Below are 14,233 nucleotides of genomic sequence, written 5' to 3' on the forward strand. Positions count from 1 at the left end.
CTCCGATGCTCTCGGGCCTATCGAAACTGCTGGACAAAGCATTTATCCTCGGCTTCTTTTTGCCGGCCCTGCTTGGCTTTACAGGCTTTCTCGCGGCAAACGCCGATATCCCGGCATTTTGCGATTTGCTACACAAAGCGACCTCGGACAGCGACAAGGTTGGAAGCCTGTTCTCTTTCCTCATCATCGTATGGGTCCTATCGCTGATCCTGTTGGTATTGAACAACTGGTTTTATCAGGTCCTCGAAGGATACAAATGGCCATTCAATCGCGAGGCCTGGAAGCGCGATGAGCGAAATCGCCGCAATCGTCAGCTGGACCTCATAGAACGCCTCCGTACGGAACTCGCTACAGAGAACAGTACAATCGAGCGGCTTAAAGCCTCAAAGGAATCATTGGAATACAGAAAGGCTGAATCGAACCGAGCCACCGTAAGGGCGAGGCTGTACCGCAACCAGGAGCGGAACGCCCGTGATTTCCCCCGGCATGAAAATCTCGTTCTTCCTACGGCCTTTGGGAACACGTTGCGTGCATTCGAGGGTTACTCGAGCGAAGTCTATAAGGTTGACAGCATATTCGTATGGCCGCGTCTTCTTGCAGTCATCCCAAAGGACTATCAAGCAATCATTGCGGATTCGAGAGCTCCAGTTGACTTTCTGGTCGGACTCGTCGTTCTGGGTACCTTTACGTCCATCTTTACCTTGGTGCGAGCGATTGACATCTGGCTTGCCGACGGACTGGCCGGTAATTACCTGTTGGCGGATCTTTTTCAGAACGCTGCGATTGCGGCCGCCATTGCGGCAATTGCGTATCGGCTTGCGATTCTTGAGGCAAGAAGCTGGGGCGACGTTGTCAAATCAACGTTTGACCTCTATCTGCCGGCACTCGCTGAGAAGTTAGGTTTTGTTCTCCCGACGTCCCAGGCCGCACAGCGGGAGTTCTGGGCGGCATGGAGCACGCAGTTCCGCTTCCATGCACCGGCAAATACCGCGTGGTGGACACGTATCAAGCCGGTGACGCCAGCAGCAACGACGAAGGCGGATTGGGAGGCGACAGACTCGGCAGGCGAAACCGACGAGGTGCGCGGAGGTTGACTGTCGAACCCGCGATTCGTGTCGAGCAGAGCTTTTGCTTCCGGACTGACAGCGACAGCGTCCAGAGGCAATTGCGCTGCGTCTTATCCGGCCTGGAGTTACGTGCATCATGACGCCACAGTTCGATACCGATTTACGGACCAGACTGGTCAGGGTATATGGCCACGTGCAGGGTGTAGGTTACCGGCAGGCTTGCATCAACGAGGCCACGGCTCGAGGCATCACGGGTTGGGTGCGCAACCGGATGGACGGTTCGGTCGAGGCTGTGTTGCAAGGACACGCTGAAGAACTCGAGCGAATCTGCCATTGGCTGGTTGACGGTGCGCATGCAGCTCTGGTGGACCGTCTGGAAGTCCAGGAACTATCGCCACCAGTAGCCAGGTTCGATGAATTCAAGCTCGCCGCGACGGTCTAGGTGAGTTGAGTCAGCCCGCTCGCCCTAAGGCTTGAGTGCGGAAGCCAGAACGCAGCTCATCGGAAGCCTGAGGTCCCCAGTATCGCTGCGATACGCCTGCGCCTCGTGTGCGACGGCCCGTTCAATAGACGCTAGCGCGGCCGGCGTCTGCGCGTGTAGCAACGCGGAAACCCGCACGCCACCACGCAGGAGTGCATGAAAAGGTGTATTGGGAGCACGAAGCACGAGCGTGAGGTCCAACTCCCGCACCTCCGGTTGGACGAACCCGGCATCGAGTAACAGGTGCTTCGATTCCTCCCAATCGCTGAATCGGAAGAAGGGTGGTCCCGGCGGGACGGGTACGTCGGTCGTCCCGTGCTCCTCGATCGCCTTCAACACCATGCCGAAGCCAACCGCCTTGTTCGGTGTCGCCCAGACCGTGAAGGCGATTCTGCCGTTAGGTTGCAGTACACGAAACGCCTCCGCGAGTGCGCGCTCGGGGTGCGCAAAGTGCAACATTCCGAAGCTGATCCCCACTGCCGAGAAGCTTGCGTCGGGAAATGGCAAATCCTCCGCGTCGCCGACGCGGAACTCAAGTGCCGGAAAGACGCGTCTCGCCTTGTCGACCATCGCGACCGAAAAATCCACGCCGGCGACATCCGCGCCGCTGCGCGCGGCGGCCGCCGCGAGGTAGCCCGGGCCGCAGGCGACGTCGAGAAAACGGGCTCCGCGCCGAATGCAGAGGGTCTCGAGCATGGCCTGATTCGACTGGGCGGTCAAATCGCCAAAATACTCATGATAGGCCTGCGCGACCCGCTCCCAACCTTCGTGCTCGAAGGTACTGAAGTCGAGTTGTCCCATGCTTACCCCCATCGGTTTTACACGTTGGCAACCTTTAGCGCATGCCTATGTTCCTCGTAATCCGTATGTCTGGCTATCGGGGAAACAATCCAGGCCGGCGACGGAGAAAGCGAACGAATGTGTGGTGCGACGCACAACCAACGTCGTCTAAAGCCGCCAGACTTTCGCGCGCGTCGGCGCTGGCTGACGCACCCCCACGAACCGATACGCCTGCTTTCTCTCTGGCACTTCGCATTTCAGCGCCAGGTCGCGAAACGCATCACTTGCGTTAGACTGGCTCGAGCAACCGGGAGGAGACCTGGATGATACGCAAGACGCTTAATGCCTCGCAGCTTCAGCAGGAGGTCAGTCGGCGAATCCATCGACTGCAGGAAATCGTCGAGGATGGCGTGAAGATTCGCGTGCCGCGGCCGCAATTGCAAGAGGCTGACAAGACAGGCTGCAACTGGAACATGACCCACTTCGGTAACGCGATCGGCTTCGAGCGCGACATCGAGGGCGTACTCAAGGCCATGCGTGCGGAATACAACCTCAGTACCGAAGTGAAGGACACCAACAACCCGTTCGGGGACTAGCCGCGAAAGTTACAACCAGCGCGGGTCGCGCATGAACGCCACCGTCAGCCAGCGGTCCGGGCCCGATTCGCCGATTGCGCGCGAGATCCTGTCGCGGATCTGATGGAGCCGGCGGACGCCGGCGTGCTCCATCGCCTCGGGCAACACGATATGCACCTCGACGAACAGGCCGCGGCCGACGCGCGTCGCGTAGTGCGAGTGCTTGACGAAGCCGTAGTCGGCGGTCAGTTGTTGCATCAGGTCGCGCAGCTCGCGCTCCAGATCCGGCGGCGTGATCAGCAACACTTCCTTGACCGCGCCGATCACGGTTCCGATCGGCATCGGGATCAGGACGAGCGTCAGTAGTGCGAGCACGCTGGGGTCGATGTACGGTGTCAGGTGGCCGTGCCCGATTCGTTCGAGCAGCCATGCAATCGAAAGCGCCAGCAACAGCGCCGCGCTGACGCACGCCGACATCAGCCAGCTCTTGATGTCGAGCCCTATCAGCTCGGAGTCGATCGCGCGATTCACGCGCCGCTCGCGCAAGAACATGACGAAGGCGAACGTGGCAACCACCACTGCGTAGAAGACGCCCCAGCCGAACTCGGGCTCCATCGAGGAGCCCGCGTGCTTCATGAATAGAGGAGCCGGCTCAGGTCTGGTTGCCCCACAGATCGTCAATCGCGCGGATTGCTAGCAAGTATCCGTTTGCGCCAGCCCCGCAAATTACCGCGGTAGCCGCCACCGAAATCGTCGAGTGACGATATTCCTCCGAGCGTCGATGGATGTTGGTGATATGCAATTCCACTACTGGTCGGCGGATGAGCTTGACTGCGTCGAGCACCGGAATCCGACCGAATGAAAAGCCGGCTGGATTGATGATCAGCGCGGCGTCCTGCAAGAACGCTTCCTGGATCCAGTCGATCAACTCGCTTTCGCTGTTCGTTTGTCGGAATACGCAGTCGAACTCGAGGGCGTCGGCCAGCGCGAGGCAGTTCTGTTCGATGTCCTTCAGCGTCGTGCTGCCATAAAGATGAGGCTCCCGCGCGCCCAGCATGTTCAGGTTGGAGCCATTGAGGATGTAGAGTTTGCGAGTCATGGTGTCAGTGTGTAGAAGAGCGTTCCAGGGCCGTGTCTCTGGTTTCCCGGGATATTGCGATCATCAGGAAGGAGATCAGGTTCAGCGAGCCGCAGACCGCTACGATGGCCCAAGGGGAACCGTTAAAGGCATTGAGCAGCGCCACGGCGACGATTGGCATCGGGCCGCCGGTAAGCAGGTTGGCTCCCGAGTACGACAGTGCGGACCCCGTGTAGCGCGCATCGGTCGGAAACGACTCGGCGAACCACACCGGCTGGATGCCGCTCTGGAACTGTGTGAAGCCGAGGAAGGCGCCCATCACGGACATCGTCATGGCGATCGAGTTCTGGTTGAGAATCGGAAAGTAGATCAGGCAGCAGATCAGCGTGCAGAACGAGCCGATCATCAGCGCACGTTTGCGTCCGATCCGATCGCTCAGATAACCGCCCGCCAGCGCTCCCGCGATGGCACAGACATTCGCAACCATCAGCAGCATGAAACCGGTCTGCTTTGGTACGCCGAGGTGTTTCGTCAGATAGCTGAGCGAGAAAACCACGATCAGATAAAACAGTGCGGCCGGGCCACAGAAGAACAGCGTCAGGCGAAGCGCGGTGCGCCAGTGATATTTGAAAACGGTGCCTAGCGGATTGGCGGCGCGTGTGGGCGAGCCACTCTTCCTGAGCGCCTCGAAGGCCGGTGTCTCGCTAACCTTCCTGCGGATGTAGATGCCCAGCAGCACCAGCACAAAGCTTGCGAGGAACGGGACTCGCCATCCCCAGGAGTCGAAGTCGTCCGATGAAAGCAACGCGGCCAGTGTAAAGAGCGAGAAATTGGCGAGAATCTGGCTGAGTGGCGAGCAGATGCCAAGCAGGCCCGAATACCAACCGCGTCGGTTGGCAGACGCATGCTCGACCGCCATCAGTTGCGCGCCCGTCGACTCGCCGCCAAGCGCGAATCCCTGGATGATGCGCAGTGTCACCAGCAACGTCGGCGCGAAGATGCCAACCTGGTGGTAAGTGGGCAACAGCCCCATCAGGAACGATGAAGCTCCCATTACCGACACGGTGATAAGCATCAGTTTGCGGCGTCCCCAACGGTCCCCGAGCATCCCGCAGATCACCGCGCCTAGCGGGCGTGCGGCCAGCCCTGCCCAGAAACTAGCCAACGACGCGAGCAACGAGGCGGTCGGGTCCAGCGATGGGAAAAACAGCTTTGGAAAGATCGTGGCCGCGACCACACCATACAGCGCGAAGTCGAACCATTCGAGCGCGGTTCCGACGGTTGCGCCTGCCACCGCCCGACGCGCCATCAAGTGAGCCTGCGCGGACTGTTGTTCCGCGGCAAGGCCTGAATCAGCAAAAAATGACATGTTGTCTCCTGAATTCCTCATATGTCGAACCGTTCGTTCTGGCGACGAACAAGTGCTATTGTTTGCGCTCGGAAAGCTAGGCGTTCCGCACCGGAACTGCATTGCACATAATGAAAATCACGCGAAATGTCGCTCAAAAACGGCCTGAGAATTCTTGATTTCCTGGCGACGCAAGCCGAAGGCGCGGGTCTTCTGGCGATTGCCGACGCTTTGTCCCTGCCCCGCAGCACGTGCCACCGCGTGCTCGCCGAGCTCATCGAAGGCGGCTATGTCAGGCAACTGGTCGATCACAGCCGCTACATTCTGACAATGCGTATGACGTCGAACGGGCTGGAATTCCTGAGCCTGACGGGCATCGCGGATATCGCCCAGCCGATCATCGAACGCGTCGCTGCGCAGACAGGTGAACTGGCGCGGCTGTCGTTGGCGGACGGCGAAGCAATCATCTGGGTGGGGAAGGCGGACGGACAGCGCATCGGCTTTCGCTACGATCCTGACATGGGCCACGCAGCACGACTTTCATGCACGTCGACCGGACACGCATGGCTGATGACAATGACTGACGAACAGGCGGCGGCACTGGTTTTGAAGCAGGGTTTTGGACAGCCCAATGAGTTTGGACCCAATGCGCCGACGACGCTCAAGGCGCTGCTGGGCTTCCTGCACGCTGCGCGCGTGCGTGGCTACGCGATGATCGACGAGGTGTTTGCCCCGCGCATGTCAGCGGTGGCGGTGCCCGTGGTGAGCGGCTCGCGTTGCGTCGGCGTCATCAGTTTGGCCGGTCCGCGGGTGCGGCTGACGACCGAGAAGATTCACGAGTACTCGATGCTGCTGCGCGAGGCGGCGAATGAACTGGCCCAGCTAAGCAATATGGCGGGATTCCCGAGTCGGCCGCCGCTCGGCAAGGGATGACGAGACACACGTGTAAAGCCATCCGACCGGCGAACGTCGTCCGCTTCGCGCCGAACTGCGGTCTCCGATACGTTGGCGCAGATGACCGAACGTCTTCCTGTCGGATGCGCAACTAACGGTCGGGTGCCATGCTGCCATCGCACTCGGGCTTCGCCCCAAAACCCGCTGACAAAGGCGGCCACGACGACTTGCCGTCGCGGCGTTATGTCTGGTTGGCACCGGGATAGCACGCTTCCATCGAAGCGACTTCGCTTTCGTACAGCAAACACGTCGCTCATCTGCCGTGCCCGCTTTACTTCGTCACTGTGCAGATAGATCGACGTCGTCGATACAGACGCGTGCCGCAGATAGCTGAAGTCGAGCAGGAAGCGCAGCCGTTGCGCGGCCGGGGCTGACCAGCCAAACGACCACTCGAATCCATCGGCGATCGTGCGCACGCACGCCCCGCGGCCCCGCGTCGGGCCAACGAGTTTTTCGACCTCAGAACGCAGTGATCTGTTGCCGCCACGATTTTCCCTTCGATAGACGATGAATCGATGCGATGGAGATCGGTGCGTGCGTCCAATCGGCGCCGGAGGAATGTCGTCTCAGGAAATGCTGGTTTCAGCCGTCAGGACTTCCGGAATCGGAACCAGCATGCAGAACGGCATTTAAGGATTTTTGCCCCTCGGCGGGGGCTTTTCTAATTGGGTGCGCTGGAGGCCTTCATGCGACGCGTTCGTACCCAGCCCGCGATGCTCAAAGATCGAGAACCAGCTCCGCGGATTTCGCACGCGACACGCAAACCATGATCTGCGTTTCTTTCTCGTCGTCGCGCAGCACGAGGTCCCGGTGATCCGCCTCCCCTGAGCACAACGCTGTCTTGCACGAGCCGCAGGTGCCGCTTTCGCACGAACTCGGCACGCGCACGTTGGCGTCGCGCAGCACCTCGAGGATCGAGCGATTGGCGGGAATGTCGAACGACGTGCCGCTGCGCGAAAGCCGCACAGTGAACGGCGTGCTTTCGCGCGCATCCGCATTGCTTGCACCGAAGCTCTCGAAGTGCACCGTGCCCGACGGCCAGTGGCCGGTCATGTCCCGCACGGTGTCCATCAGCGCTTGCGGGCCGCAGCAGTACACGTGTTGCGCCGACTTCGACCTCTCGAACACAGGCCAGAAGTCGAATGCTTTCGACGCGTCGCCGTGATCGTGATGAATCTTCACGTCCGAACGCCATTCGTCGCTGGTCAGTTCCTCGAAGAACGCCGTGCCTTCCTGATCGCGGGCGAGGTAATACAGCTTGAACGAGCGCAGGCCTTCCGCCCGCAACTGCCGTGCCATCGACAACATCGGCGTGATACCGATGCCGCCCGCGACGAGAACGAATGACTTTGCGCGCTCATCGAGGGGAAACTCGTTGCGGGGCAAAGAGACGTCCACGGTGTCGCCCTCGGCCGTATCGTCGATGAAGCTCATCGAACCGCCCCGTCCGTTGCTGTCACGCTTGACCGCGATGACGTAGCGATTGCGCTCCTGCGAGTCATTGCACAGCGAATAACTGCGTCGCGAACCGTTGGGCACCACGACGGTCAAGTTCGCGCCCGCCTCGAACGGCGGCAACGGCGCGCCTTGCGGGTCGGTCAGTTCAAAGCGCCAGATGTCACGGGCGATCTTCTCCTTGCCAGCAATGTTCAGACGACGAAAACCGTCTTCCGATGGGGGCGTCATGTCTGTCTCCTTCTGACCAGTCCAGTCTTGCGTTGCATCAACATGGATTGCATATTATGACTAGATCTCTAATTATGCAAGTCAAGGCGCGCGATTTTTCGCGATCTTGCTCTCGGTATAAACCCGTTCTTGCCAGCGACATAAAGCCGCCGTAAGCTGAATATTAGAGCTCTAATTAAACGGTGAGAGGGACGCTGTTCCGGCCGGTATCCAGAGTGAAATTCGGAGAGATTCAGTCATGGCACATTCAACGTTGCACTCAGGGGACCTATCCCTGTCTGCCATAGCCGACTCGGCGGCGGAGGAGGCGACATACCGCAAGATCACGTTAAGGCTAATGAGCTTTCTTTTCCTGTGCTGGGTCCTCAACTATCTCGATCGCGTCAACGTCAGCTTCGCGCAGCTGCAGCTGAAGCACGATCTCGGGCTGAGCGACGCGGCGTACGGGCTCGGCGTGAGTCTGTTCTTTATCGGCTACATCCTGCTCGAAGTGCCGAGCACGCTGTTGCTGCGGCGCATTGGCGCCCGCAAGACCGTCACGCGGATCATGCTGCTGTGGGGTGCCATCTCGACTGCCATGGCGTTCATGACCGCTCCATGGCAGTTCTATCTCGCCCGGACGCTCCTCGGCGCGGCCGAAGCGGGCTTTTGGCCCGGCATCATCCTCTATCTCTCGTACTGGTACCCGTCGAAGCGCCGCGCTCGTATCACGTCGCGGTTCCTGCTGGCGATCGCGGTTGCGGGGATTGTCGGCGGCCCGCTTTCTGGCTTCATCCTGCAAAACTTCATGGACGTATGGGGCTTCCGCAACTGGCAGTGGCTGTTCTTCCTTGAAGGCGTCCCCGCCGTGATTGCCGGTGTCGTTGCCTACTTCTACCTGATCGACCGGCCGCAAGATGCGAGGTGGCTGACCGAGGATCAAAAACGAATTGTCATCGGCGCGCTCGACGAGGAAGGTCGCAGCAAGCCGCATAACTCGCCGAGCACGCTCCTCGCGGCGCTGCGCGACCCGCGCGTGTACGTGATTGCCGCGGGCTGGGCCACGGTGCCCATTTGCGGAACCATCCTCAACTACTGGACGCCCACGATCATCAAACAGGCGGGCGTTTCCGACCTGTTGCAGATCGGCTTCCTGTCGGCGCTGCCTTATATCGTCGGCGCGGTTGCCATGCTGCTGATCGCACGCAGCTCCGACCTGCGGCTCGAGCGCCGCTGGCACTTCGTGCTGTCGACGACAGCGGGCGCCACGGGCGCGGTGCTCCTGACGGTTCTGACGCACAACTCGGTTGCCGCCATCGCGTGCCTGAGTCTCGTTTCGGTGAGCTATTTCGCGGCCGCAGCCATTATCTGGACCATTCCGCCGAACTACCTGAAGGGCACGGCGGCCGCCGGCGGCATTGGCGTGATCAGCAGTCTCGGTCAGGTGGGCGCTTTCTTCGCACCAATCGTCCTCGGCTGGGTGAAGAGCGTGACCGGCAGCTTTTCGGCCGGCATCCTGCTGGTGGCGGCGCTCGTTTTCATCGGCGGCATCGCCGTCTTCTTCGGCGTGCCGCGCGAGCGGCAGGCACAGCAATCCGGCGCGTGACGATGCACGCGACGGCAAGCATTTTGACAGTCAGACAGGAGCAGGAATGAGCAAGCTTCAACTTTCCATCGCGGTGGGCAACTACGACCGGATGCGGCCGCTGATCGACGGCGACGTCCAGATCGACGGTGTCGATCCGGTGTTCATGCTGCAGGACCCGGAGGAAATCTTCTTTCGTGCGTTCCGGCACGCCGATTACGACATTTGCGAGCTTTCGCTCAGCAGCTATTCGGTGAAGATGGCCGCGGGCACGTCGCCCTACATCGCGGTGCCGGTCTTTCCGTCGCGCGCGTTCCGACACAGCTCGGTCTACGTGCGTTCCGACCGTGGGATCGACCGGCCCGAGGACCTGAAAGGCAAACGCATCGGCGTGCCGGAATACCAGCTCACGGCCAACGTATGGGTGCGGCTCTTTCTCGAAGAGGAATATGGCGTGAAGGCGTCGGATATCCGCTGGGTGCGGGGCGGCTACGAGGATCCGACGCGCGTGGAGAAGATTGCGCTCAAGCTGCCTGAAGGCGTCGTGCTGGAAAGCGCACCCGAAGGGCAGACGATCTCGAACCTGCTGGCCGAAGGCGAGATTGACGGCGTGATCGGACCGCGCGCGCCGTCGTGCTTCGACCGTGGGCATCCGAAGGTCAAGTACCTTTTCGATGATCCGCAGAAAAGCGCCGCCGAATGGTACGAGCACAGGCAGCTCTTCCCGATCATGCACACGCTGGGCATTCGCAAGACGCTCGCGGATCAGCACCCGTGGCTGCCCGGCGCGATCGCGAAGGCGTTCGAGCAATCGAAGGAAGTGGCGCTGGCCCGTTTGAGCGACACCTCGGCGACCAAGGTGACGCTGCCGTTCGTCGAGGACCAGTTGCGCAATGCACGGCGTCTGATGGGGCACGACTTCTGGTCGTACGGATTCGCGAACAACGAGCATGTGATCGACCGCTTTCTCGCGCAGCACCACGCCGAGGGATTGTCGAGCCGTCGCCTGCAGGCTGCCGAACTGTTCCACCCGGCCAGCCTGGAGCGATTCAAGATCTGACCTCTCGCGGCGGTTGTTCGTGCCGTCGCGCATCCGGCAGGCGCTGGGTGCGCGACGGATGCGCGGAAGGGGACAATACATCCAATATACTCAGTAATCCAGAAGACAGATGATCATGAAGAGACACACATTCCCGCTTGCCTGCGGCGGGTTGCTGACGCTCGCCTGCACGTCGGCCCATGCGCAGAGTTCGGTCACGCTCTACGGCATCGTTGATGCGGGCGTCGAGTACGTCAATCGGGTACCCCAGGGCAGTCAGACGGGCTCGGTGATCCGGGAACAGTCGGGCAATCTCGCCGGATCGCGCTGGGGGCTCAAGGGATCAGAAGACCTTGGCGGCGGCTACAAGGCCGTGTTTACGCTGGAGGGCGGGTTCAACGTGAACACCGGCGCGCTAGGTCAGAACGGACGGCTGTTCGGCCGCAAGGCATTCGTTGGCGTCTCAACGCCGTACGGCACGCTCACGCTCGGACGTCACCAAAACCTGCTCTACGAGCTGATGTACAAGTACGACGCGCTGACGTTTAACCCCAGCTATTCCGCGCAAAGCATGGACAGCCAGTTCGTGAACCGCGCGGACAATTCGGTGCGCTATGGCGTGCACCTCGGCGGCGTCACGTTCGCGGCACTGTACAGCACCGGGTTCGACGCGACGATTCCGAACGGTGGGAGCGTGCCCGGCGCAACGAAGGTGGGCCGCGAAATGAGCGCGGCGGTCCTGTACGATCGGGGGCCGTTCAGCATCGGGTTGACGTACGACCAGTTGCAGGGCACCTCGATCGCGACACAGAGCAATGCGCAGCAGCGCGCGCTGCTCGGCGTGTCGTACGACTTCGGGCCGGTCACGACGCTGGCCGGCCTGCGCTGGCTGAACACGCGCAATACGGATGTGCCGCCGAGCTCGCTGCTCTATTGGGGCGGCGTGACCTGGAGGGTGAATGCGCCGCTTGCCATTTCCGCCAGCGTCTATCACACGCAGTTTCGCAATCCGCACGGCGGCCCGACGATGGGGGTATTGCTCGTCGACTACTCGCTGTCCAGGCGCACCGACGTGTATGCGGAAGGAGCGTATGTCTCCAATCGTTCATTCTCCAACGTCGGTATTCGTGGCACAGGCGTGGACATTGCGCCAGGCATGGACCAGGCGGGCGTGACCGTGGGCATTCGCCACACCTTCTGAGCGGCCCAGGCGATGCGCTCCAGCGCCTCTCGCGCCGGCTAAAGCGCTATGATTGTCACCGGTCTGGTCACAATAACAGCGAGGAAGGTATGGCAGCAGCACGTACTTCGGGCAAGGGCGGGGGCGCGAGCGAGGACCCCATCCTGCGGCACTGGCGCGAGGCGGTTCCGGATGATCGTCTTGCTCACCTGGTGAAGGATGCAGGCCGCGCGATGATTCGCGGTCTGCAAATGCGCCTGGCGCAGCATGAAGTTTCGTTCGGCCACTGGGCTTATCTGCGTGTGCTATGGGTCACCGACGGGCTTACGCAGAAGGAGCTCAGCGACGAGACCGGCACCACCACGCCCACCACATTCAGTGCGGTGTCGGCAATGGAAAAGCTCGGGTATGTCGAGCGCCGCTATGAACCCGGCAATCGCAAGAACACGCACGTCTACCTCACGCCGCGCGGCCGGAGCCTGAAAAACAAGCTCGTCCCGCTCGCGGAAGAAGTCAACGAAATTAGCGTCAGGGGCCTGAAAACCACCGAGATCAACGTCGCGCGGAAGGTTCTGCTGACGATCATCGAGAACATGGCACGCGACGAATCCGAGTCGGACAACCCGGCGCTGCGCATTCCGTCGACGCGGGAAGTGGGCAATCTGATCGCGGCACGCGGCGAAGAAATCGATCAGGATTGAGGCGCAGCTCAGCGATTCAGGTCCTTCCCGAGTAGCATATTCATTATAGATCTAATAATATAGACGGGCGTGCCAGGTCCACGACAGGCACGACGGCAGACCACCGACGGCATTCTGATCAAGGAAAACCACATCGCGGCGGGCGGCGGCATTGCGTCGACGCTTCGCGCCACTCAAGCATTGGGTGCGGGTGTGCCCGTGCAGGTCGAGGCGGAGACGCTCGATGAGTTAAAGGAAGCGTTGGCTGGGGGCGCCGCGGCGATTCTGCTCGACAATTTCTCGATCGAGACGATGCGCGAGGCTGTGCGTGGCATCGGAGGGCGCGCCGAGCTGGAAGTCTCGGGCGGTGTGGCCGAGCAGACGCTGCGAACCATTGGCGAGACCGGCGTGGACCATATTTCGTTAGGTAAGCTGACGAAGAACGTCGGGGCGATTGATTTTTCGCGGCGCTTCGCGGCGTTCGCCGGGTAACGAGATCGGGGCGCATGTGTGCGCCCCGTAGAAGGAAGCGCTGATAAAAAAATCCCTCGTTTTAACTGTACATGGCTCAGTTCAAACGAGGGCGATGAGGGCTTTTGCGCTTACCGCGAACTATCAAAGCGTTACATCTGCGCCCGTTTTGCTCGACTTCAGAATCGCGATACAGATTTCCAGCGTGCCCTTTGCCCATTCGCCATCGTGAAGGGGCGAGTGTCCGTCGACGACCGCGCCATACAACTCGTCGATGACTTCGGCGCGCGGCACGACGGGCGCAGGCAGTGGCAGCGTTTGGCGCTGCTCGTCGCCGTAGACGACGATTGAATCGGGCAGCGGGCGCAGGTCCGCGCGTTCGCACGAGACGATGATCGGACCGAAATGCTGATGAAAGCGCGGCGGCTCGTCCGCGGCGGCCGTCGGCGGCTTGTATGCCGATCCGCCGTAGGTGCCGGCCGCCTTGAGTCTGGCTTCGTCGCCCGAGGACGCGAGCGTCCCCAGACGGCGGCGGGCGCTCCCGTACATGTCGGGGCTTGTTCGATCACCCATTTCGCCGATCCAGCCGCTCCACTCTTCGGTATTGAAGTGGCCATAGCCGTTGTACGAGAGCGAGGCATAAGCACCGTTCTCGAACCAGATCAGCGCCGAATAAGCACCTTCGGTTGGGCGTGACGAATCCCACCGTCCCACACTCGCGCGCAGCCGCGTCGCGCGCGAGCCGGCGAGCATTCGCACGATGTCGACCTGGTGAGCCGCCTGGCTGAAGACGGCGCCGCCACCTTCAGCCGTGGCCAGCTCCTCGGGCCGGCGCGGGCGGTAAAGGTAGTCGGTGTAGTTCACGGCCTGGATCATTTTCACCGCGCCGAAATCGCCGCGCCTGATCAATTCGCGCGTACACAGGTACGGCGTGTCGAAACTGTGGCAATGCCCGACGATCAGATGCACGTTCGCTGCGCGGCATGCAGCGATCATGCGATCGCAGTCCGCAGCGGCGAGCGCCATCGGCTTTTCGACCAGCACGTGTTTGCCTTTTGCCGCGGCAATTTCAGTGTGCTGCGCGTGGAACTGGTGCGGACTCGCAACGTAGATGATCTCGACGTTGGGGTCATCCGCCAACTCCGCCACGTCCGCATAGGTGGGCGCAGCGAAGTCGGCGGCGAACTGCCGCCGCGCTTCGTCACGCGGGTCGCACGCAGCGACGAGCTGGACTCTGGGGTCGCGCAGGAAGGTCGGCAACATCAGCGAGAATGCCCGTCCCAGTCCTGCGACCCCGATACGCAAACGGCGCTGCTCCATGGCCGTGTGT

15 protein-coding genes and 1 pseudogene are annotated in these 14,233 nt (G+C 61.2%); 9 read left to right on the top strand and 7 right to left on the bottom strand.

Features of this window, described 5'->3' with window-relative positions; all coding sequences use genetic code 11:
• The first annotated feature begins 5 nt into the window (after positions 1 to 5).
• Together F6X37_RS18540 and F6X37_RS18545 are read left to right on the top strand one after the other, a co-directional pair.
• Positions 6 to 1,094: a hypothetical protein gene (locus F6X37_RS18540; protein WP_187612320.1), complete on the top strand. Its 1,089-nt coding sequence runs from the start codon at positions 6 to 8 to the stop codon at positions 1,092 to 1,094.
• Between the two features lie 109 nt (positions 1,095 to 1,203).
• Positions 1,204 to 1,509 carry an acylphosphatase gene (locus F6X37_RS18545; protein ID WP_187612321.1) on the top strand — a complete coding sequence of 102 codons (306 nt, stop codon included), beginning with the start codon at positions 1,204 to 1,206 and terminating at the stop codon, positions 1,507 to 1,509.
• Positions 1,510 to 1,533: 24 nt separating this feature from the next.
• On the opposite strand, the gene F6X37_RS18550 is transcribed toward F6X37_RS18545, so the two are convergent.
• Positions 1,534 to 2,349, bottom strand: coding sequence for a class I SAM-dependent methyltransferase (locus F6X37_RS18550; RefSeq protein WP_187612322.1), 816 nt, complete (start codon positions 2,347 to 2,349; stop codon positions 1,534 to 1,536).
• Positions 2,350 to 2,651: 302 nt separating this feature from the next.
• Between F6X37_RS18550 and F6X37_RS18555 the strand changes: the two genes are divergently transcribed.
• Positions 2,652 to 2,924, top strand: a complete 273-nt coding sequence (locus tag F6X37_RS18555; protein WP_184045046.1) for a hypothetical protein — start codon at positions 2,652 to 2,654, stop codon at positions 2,922 to 2,924.
• 9 nt (positions 2,925 to 2,933) lie between these two features.
• On the opposite strand, the gene F6X37_RS18560 is transcribed toward F6X37_RS18555, so the two are convergent.
• The 3 genes from F6X37_RS18560 to F6X37_RS18570 are packed head-to-tail and all read right to left on the bottom strand — an operon-like array spanning position 2,934 to position 5,350.
• Positions 2,934 to 3,539: a cation transporter gene (locus F6X37_RS18560; RefSeq protein WP_262419962.1), complete on the bottom strand. Its 606-nt coding sequence runs from the start codon at positions 3,537 to 3,539 to the stop codon at positions 2,934 to 2,936.
• A gap of 16 nt (positions 3,540 to 3,555) precedes the next feature.
• On the bottom strand, positions 3,556 to 4,002 hold the full coding sequence (locus F6X37_RS18565) for a type II 3-dehydroquinate dehydratase (protein ID WP_090810774.1): 447 nt from the start codon (positions 4,000 to 4,002) through the stop codon (positions 3,556 to 3,558).
• A 4-nt stretch (positions 4,003 to 4,006) separates the two neighbouring features.
• Positions 4,007 to 5,350, bottom strand: coding sequence for an MFS transporter (locus F6X37_RS18570; protein ID WP_410451381.1), 1,344 nt, complete (start codon positions 5,348 to 5,350; stop codon positions 4,007 to 4,009).
• A 126-nt stretch (positions 5,351 to 5,476) separates the two neighbouring features.
• On the opposite strand from F6X37_RS18570, the gene F6X37_RS18575 reads away from it, so the two are divergent.
• On the top strand, positions 5,477 to 6,262 hold the full coding sequence (locus tag F6X37_RS18575; protein ID WP_187612323.1) for an IclR family transcriptional regulator: 786 nt from the start codon (positions 5,477 to 5,479) through the stop codon (positions 6,260 to 6,262).
• On the opposite strand, the pseudogene F6X37_RS37990 reads toward F6X37_RS18575, so the two are convergent.
• Together F6X37_RS37990 and F6X37_RS18580 are read right to left on the bottom strand one after the other, a co-directional pair.
• A pseudogene (locus F6X37_RS37990) lies at positions 6,163 to 6,696 on the bottom strand (hypothetical protein); the annotation flags it as partial. The gene F6X37_RS18575 and the pseudogene F6X37_RS37990 sit on opposite strands and share 100 nt — an antisense overlap.
• 304 nt (positions 6,697 to 7,000) lie before the next feature.
• Complete coding sequence (locus tag F6X37_RS18580) at positions 7,001 to 7,969, bottom strand: PDR/VanB family oxidoreductase (protein ID WP_187612324.1); 969 nt, start codon at positions 7,967 to 7,969, stop codon at positions 7,001 to 7,003.
• A 238-nt stretch (positions 7,970 to 8,207) separates the two neighbouring features.
• On the opposite strand from F6X37_RS18580, the gene F6X37_RS18585 reads away from it, so the two are divergent.
• The 5 genes from F6X37_RS18585 to F6X37_RS18605 all read left to right on the top strand — a co-directional run bounded on the left by F6X37_RS18585 (position 8,208) and on the right by F6X37_RS18605 (position 12,924).
• Positions 8,208 to 9,554, top strand: a complete 1,347-nt coding sequence (locus F6X37_RS18585) for an MFS transporter (RefSeq protein WP_187612325.1) — start codon at positions 8,208 to 8,210, stop codon at positions 9,552 to 9,554.
• 46 nt (positions 9,555 to 9,600) lie between these two features.
• Complete coding sequence (locus tag F6X37_RS18590; RefSeq protein WP_187612326.1) at positions 9,601 to 10,593, top strand: ABC transporter substrate-binding protein; 993 nt, start codon at positions 9,601 to 9,603, stop codon at positions 10,591 to 10,593.
• Between the two features lie 109 nt (positions 10,594 to 10,702).
• Entirely contained in the window at positions 10,703 to 11,773 is a 1,071-nt protein-coding gene (locus tag F6X37_RS18595; protein WP_187612327.1) for a porin, read from the top strand.
• Positions 11,774 to 11,862: 89 nt separating this feature from the next.
• A complete protein-coding gene (locus tag F6X37_RS18600; RefSeq protein ID WP_187612328.1) occupies positions 11,863 to 12,453 on the top strand; it encodes a MarR family winged helix-turn-helix transcriptional regulator in 591 nt (196 codons plus the stop codon).
• Between the two features lie 69 nt (positions 12,454 to 12,522).
• Positions 12,523 to 12,924 carry a hypothetical protein gene (locus F6X37_RS18605; protein ID WP_316251986.1) on the top strand — a complete coding sequence of 134 codons (402 nt, stop codon included), beginning with the start codon at positions 12,523 to 12,525 and terminating at the stop codon, positions 12,922 to 12,924.
• A 123-nt stretch (positions 12,925 to 13,047) separates the two neighbouring features.
• Here F6X37_RS18605 and F6X37_RS18610 read toward each other — a convergent pair whose 3' ends face one another.
• The gene (locus tag F6X37_RS18610) at positions 13,048 to 14,223 is read right to left on the bottom strand and encodes a Gfo/Idh/MocA family protein (RefSeq protein ID WP_187612329.1); all 1,176 of its coding nucleotides are present in this window, start codon (positions 14,221 to 14,223) and stop codon (positions 13,048 to 13,050) included.
• Positions 14,224 to 14,233 lie beyond the last annotated feature (10 nt).

The organism is Paraburkholderia sp. 31.1 (assembly GCF_014397645.1).
Lineage (GTDB): Bacteria > Pseudomonadota > Gammaproteobacteria > Burkholderiales > Burkholderiaceae > Paraburkholderia > Paraburkholderia tuberum.

Coding starts and splice junctions, on each gene's coding strand:
- F6X37_RS18565 (WP_090810774.1), bottom strand. CDS start 4,002: ATGACTCGCAAACTCTACATCCTCAATGGCTCCAACCTGAACATGCTG.
- F6X37_RS18560 (WP_262419962.1), bottom strand. CDS start 3,539: ATGAAGCACGCGGGCTCCTCGATGGAGCCCGAGTTCGGCTGGGGCGTC.
- F6X37_RS18585 (WP_187612325.1), top strand. CDS start 8,208: ATGGCACATTCAACGTTGCACTCAGGGGACCTATCCCTGTCTGCCATA.
- F6X37_RS18570 (WP_410451381.1), bottom strand. CDS start 5,350: ATGTCATTTTTTGCTGATTCAGGCCTTGCCGCGGAACAACAGTCCGCG.
- F6X37_RS18580 (WP_187612324.1), bottom strand. CDS start 7,969: ATGACGCCCCCATCGGAAGACGGTTTTCGTCGTCTGAACATTGCTGGC.
- F6X37_RS18610 (WP_187612329.1), bottom strand. CDS start 14,223: ATGGAGCAGCGCCGTTTGCGTATCGGGGTCGCAGGACTGGGACGGGCA.
- F6X37_RS18540 (WP_187612320.1), top strand. CDS start 6: ATGCTCTCGGGCCTATCGAAACTGCTGGACAAAGCATTTATCCTCGGC.
- F6X37_RS18595 (WP_187612327.1), top strand. CDS start 10,703: ATGATCATGAAGAGACACACATTCCCGCTTGCCTGCGGCGGGTTGCTG.
- F6X37_RS18590 (WP_187612326.1), top strand. CDS start 9,601: ATGAGCAAGCTTCAACTTTCCATCGCGGTGGGCAACTACGACCGGATG.
- F6X37_RS18555 (WP_184045046.1), top strand. CDS start 2,652: ATGATACGCAAGACGCTTAATGCCTCGCAGCTTCAGCAGGAGGTCAGT.
- F6X37_RS18545 (WP_187612321.1), top strand. CDS start 1,204: ATGACGCCACAGTTCGATACCGATTTACGGACCAGACTGGTCAGGGTA.
- F6X37_RS18575 (WP_187612323.1), top strand. CDS start 5,477: ATGTCGCTCAAAAACGGCCTGAGAATTCTTGATTTCCTGGCGACGCAA.
- F6X37_RS18550 (WP_187612322.1), bottom strand. CDS start 2,349: ATGGGACAACTCGACTTCAGTACCTTCGAGCACGAAGGTTGGGAGCGG.
- F6X37_RS18600 (WP_187612328.1), top strand. CDS start 11,863: ATGGCAGCAGCACGTACTTCGGGCAAGGGCGGGGGCGCGAGCGAGGAC.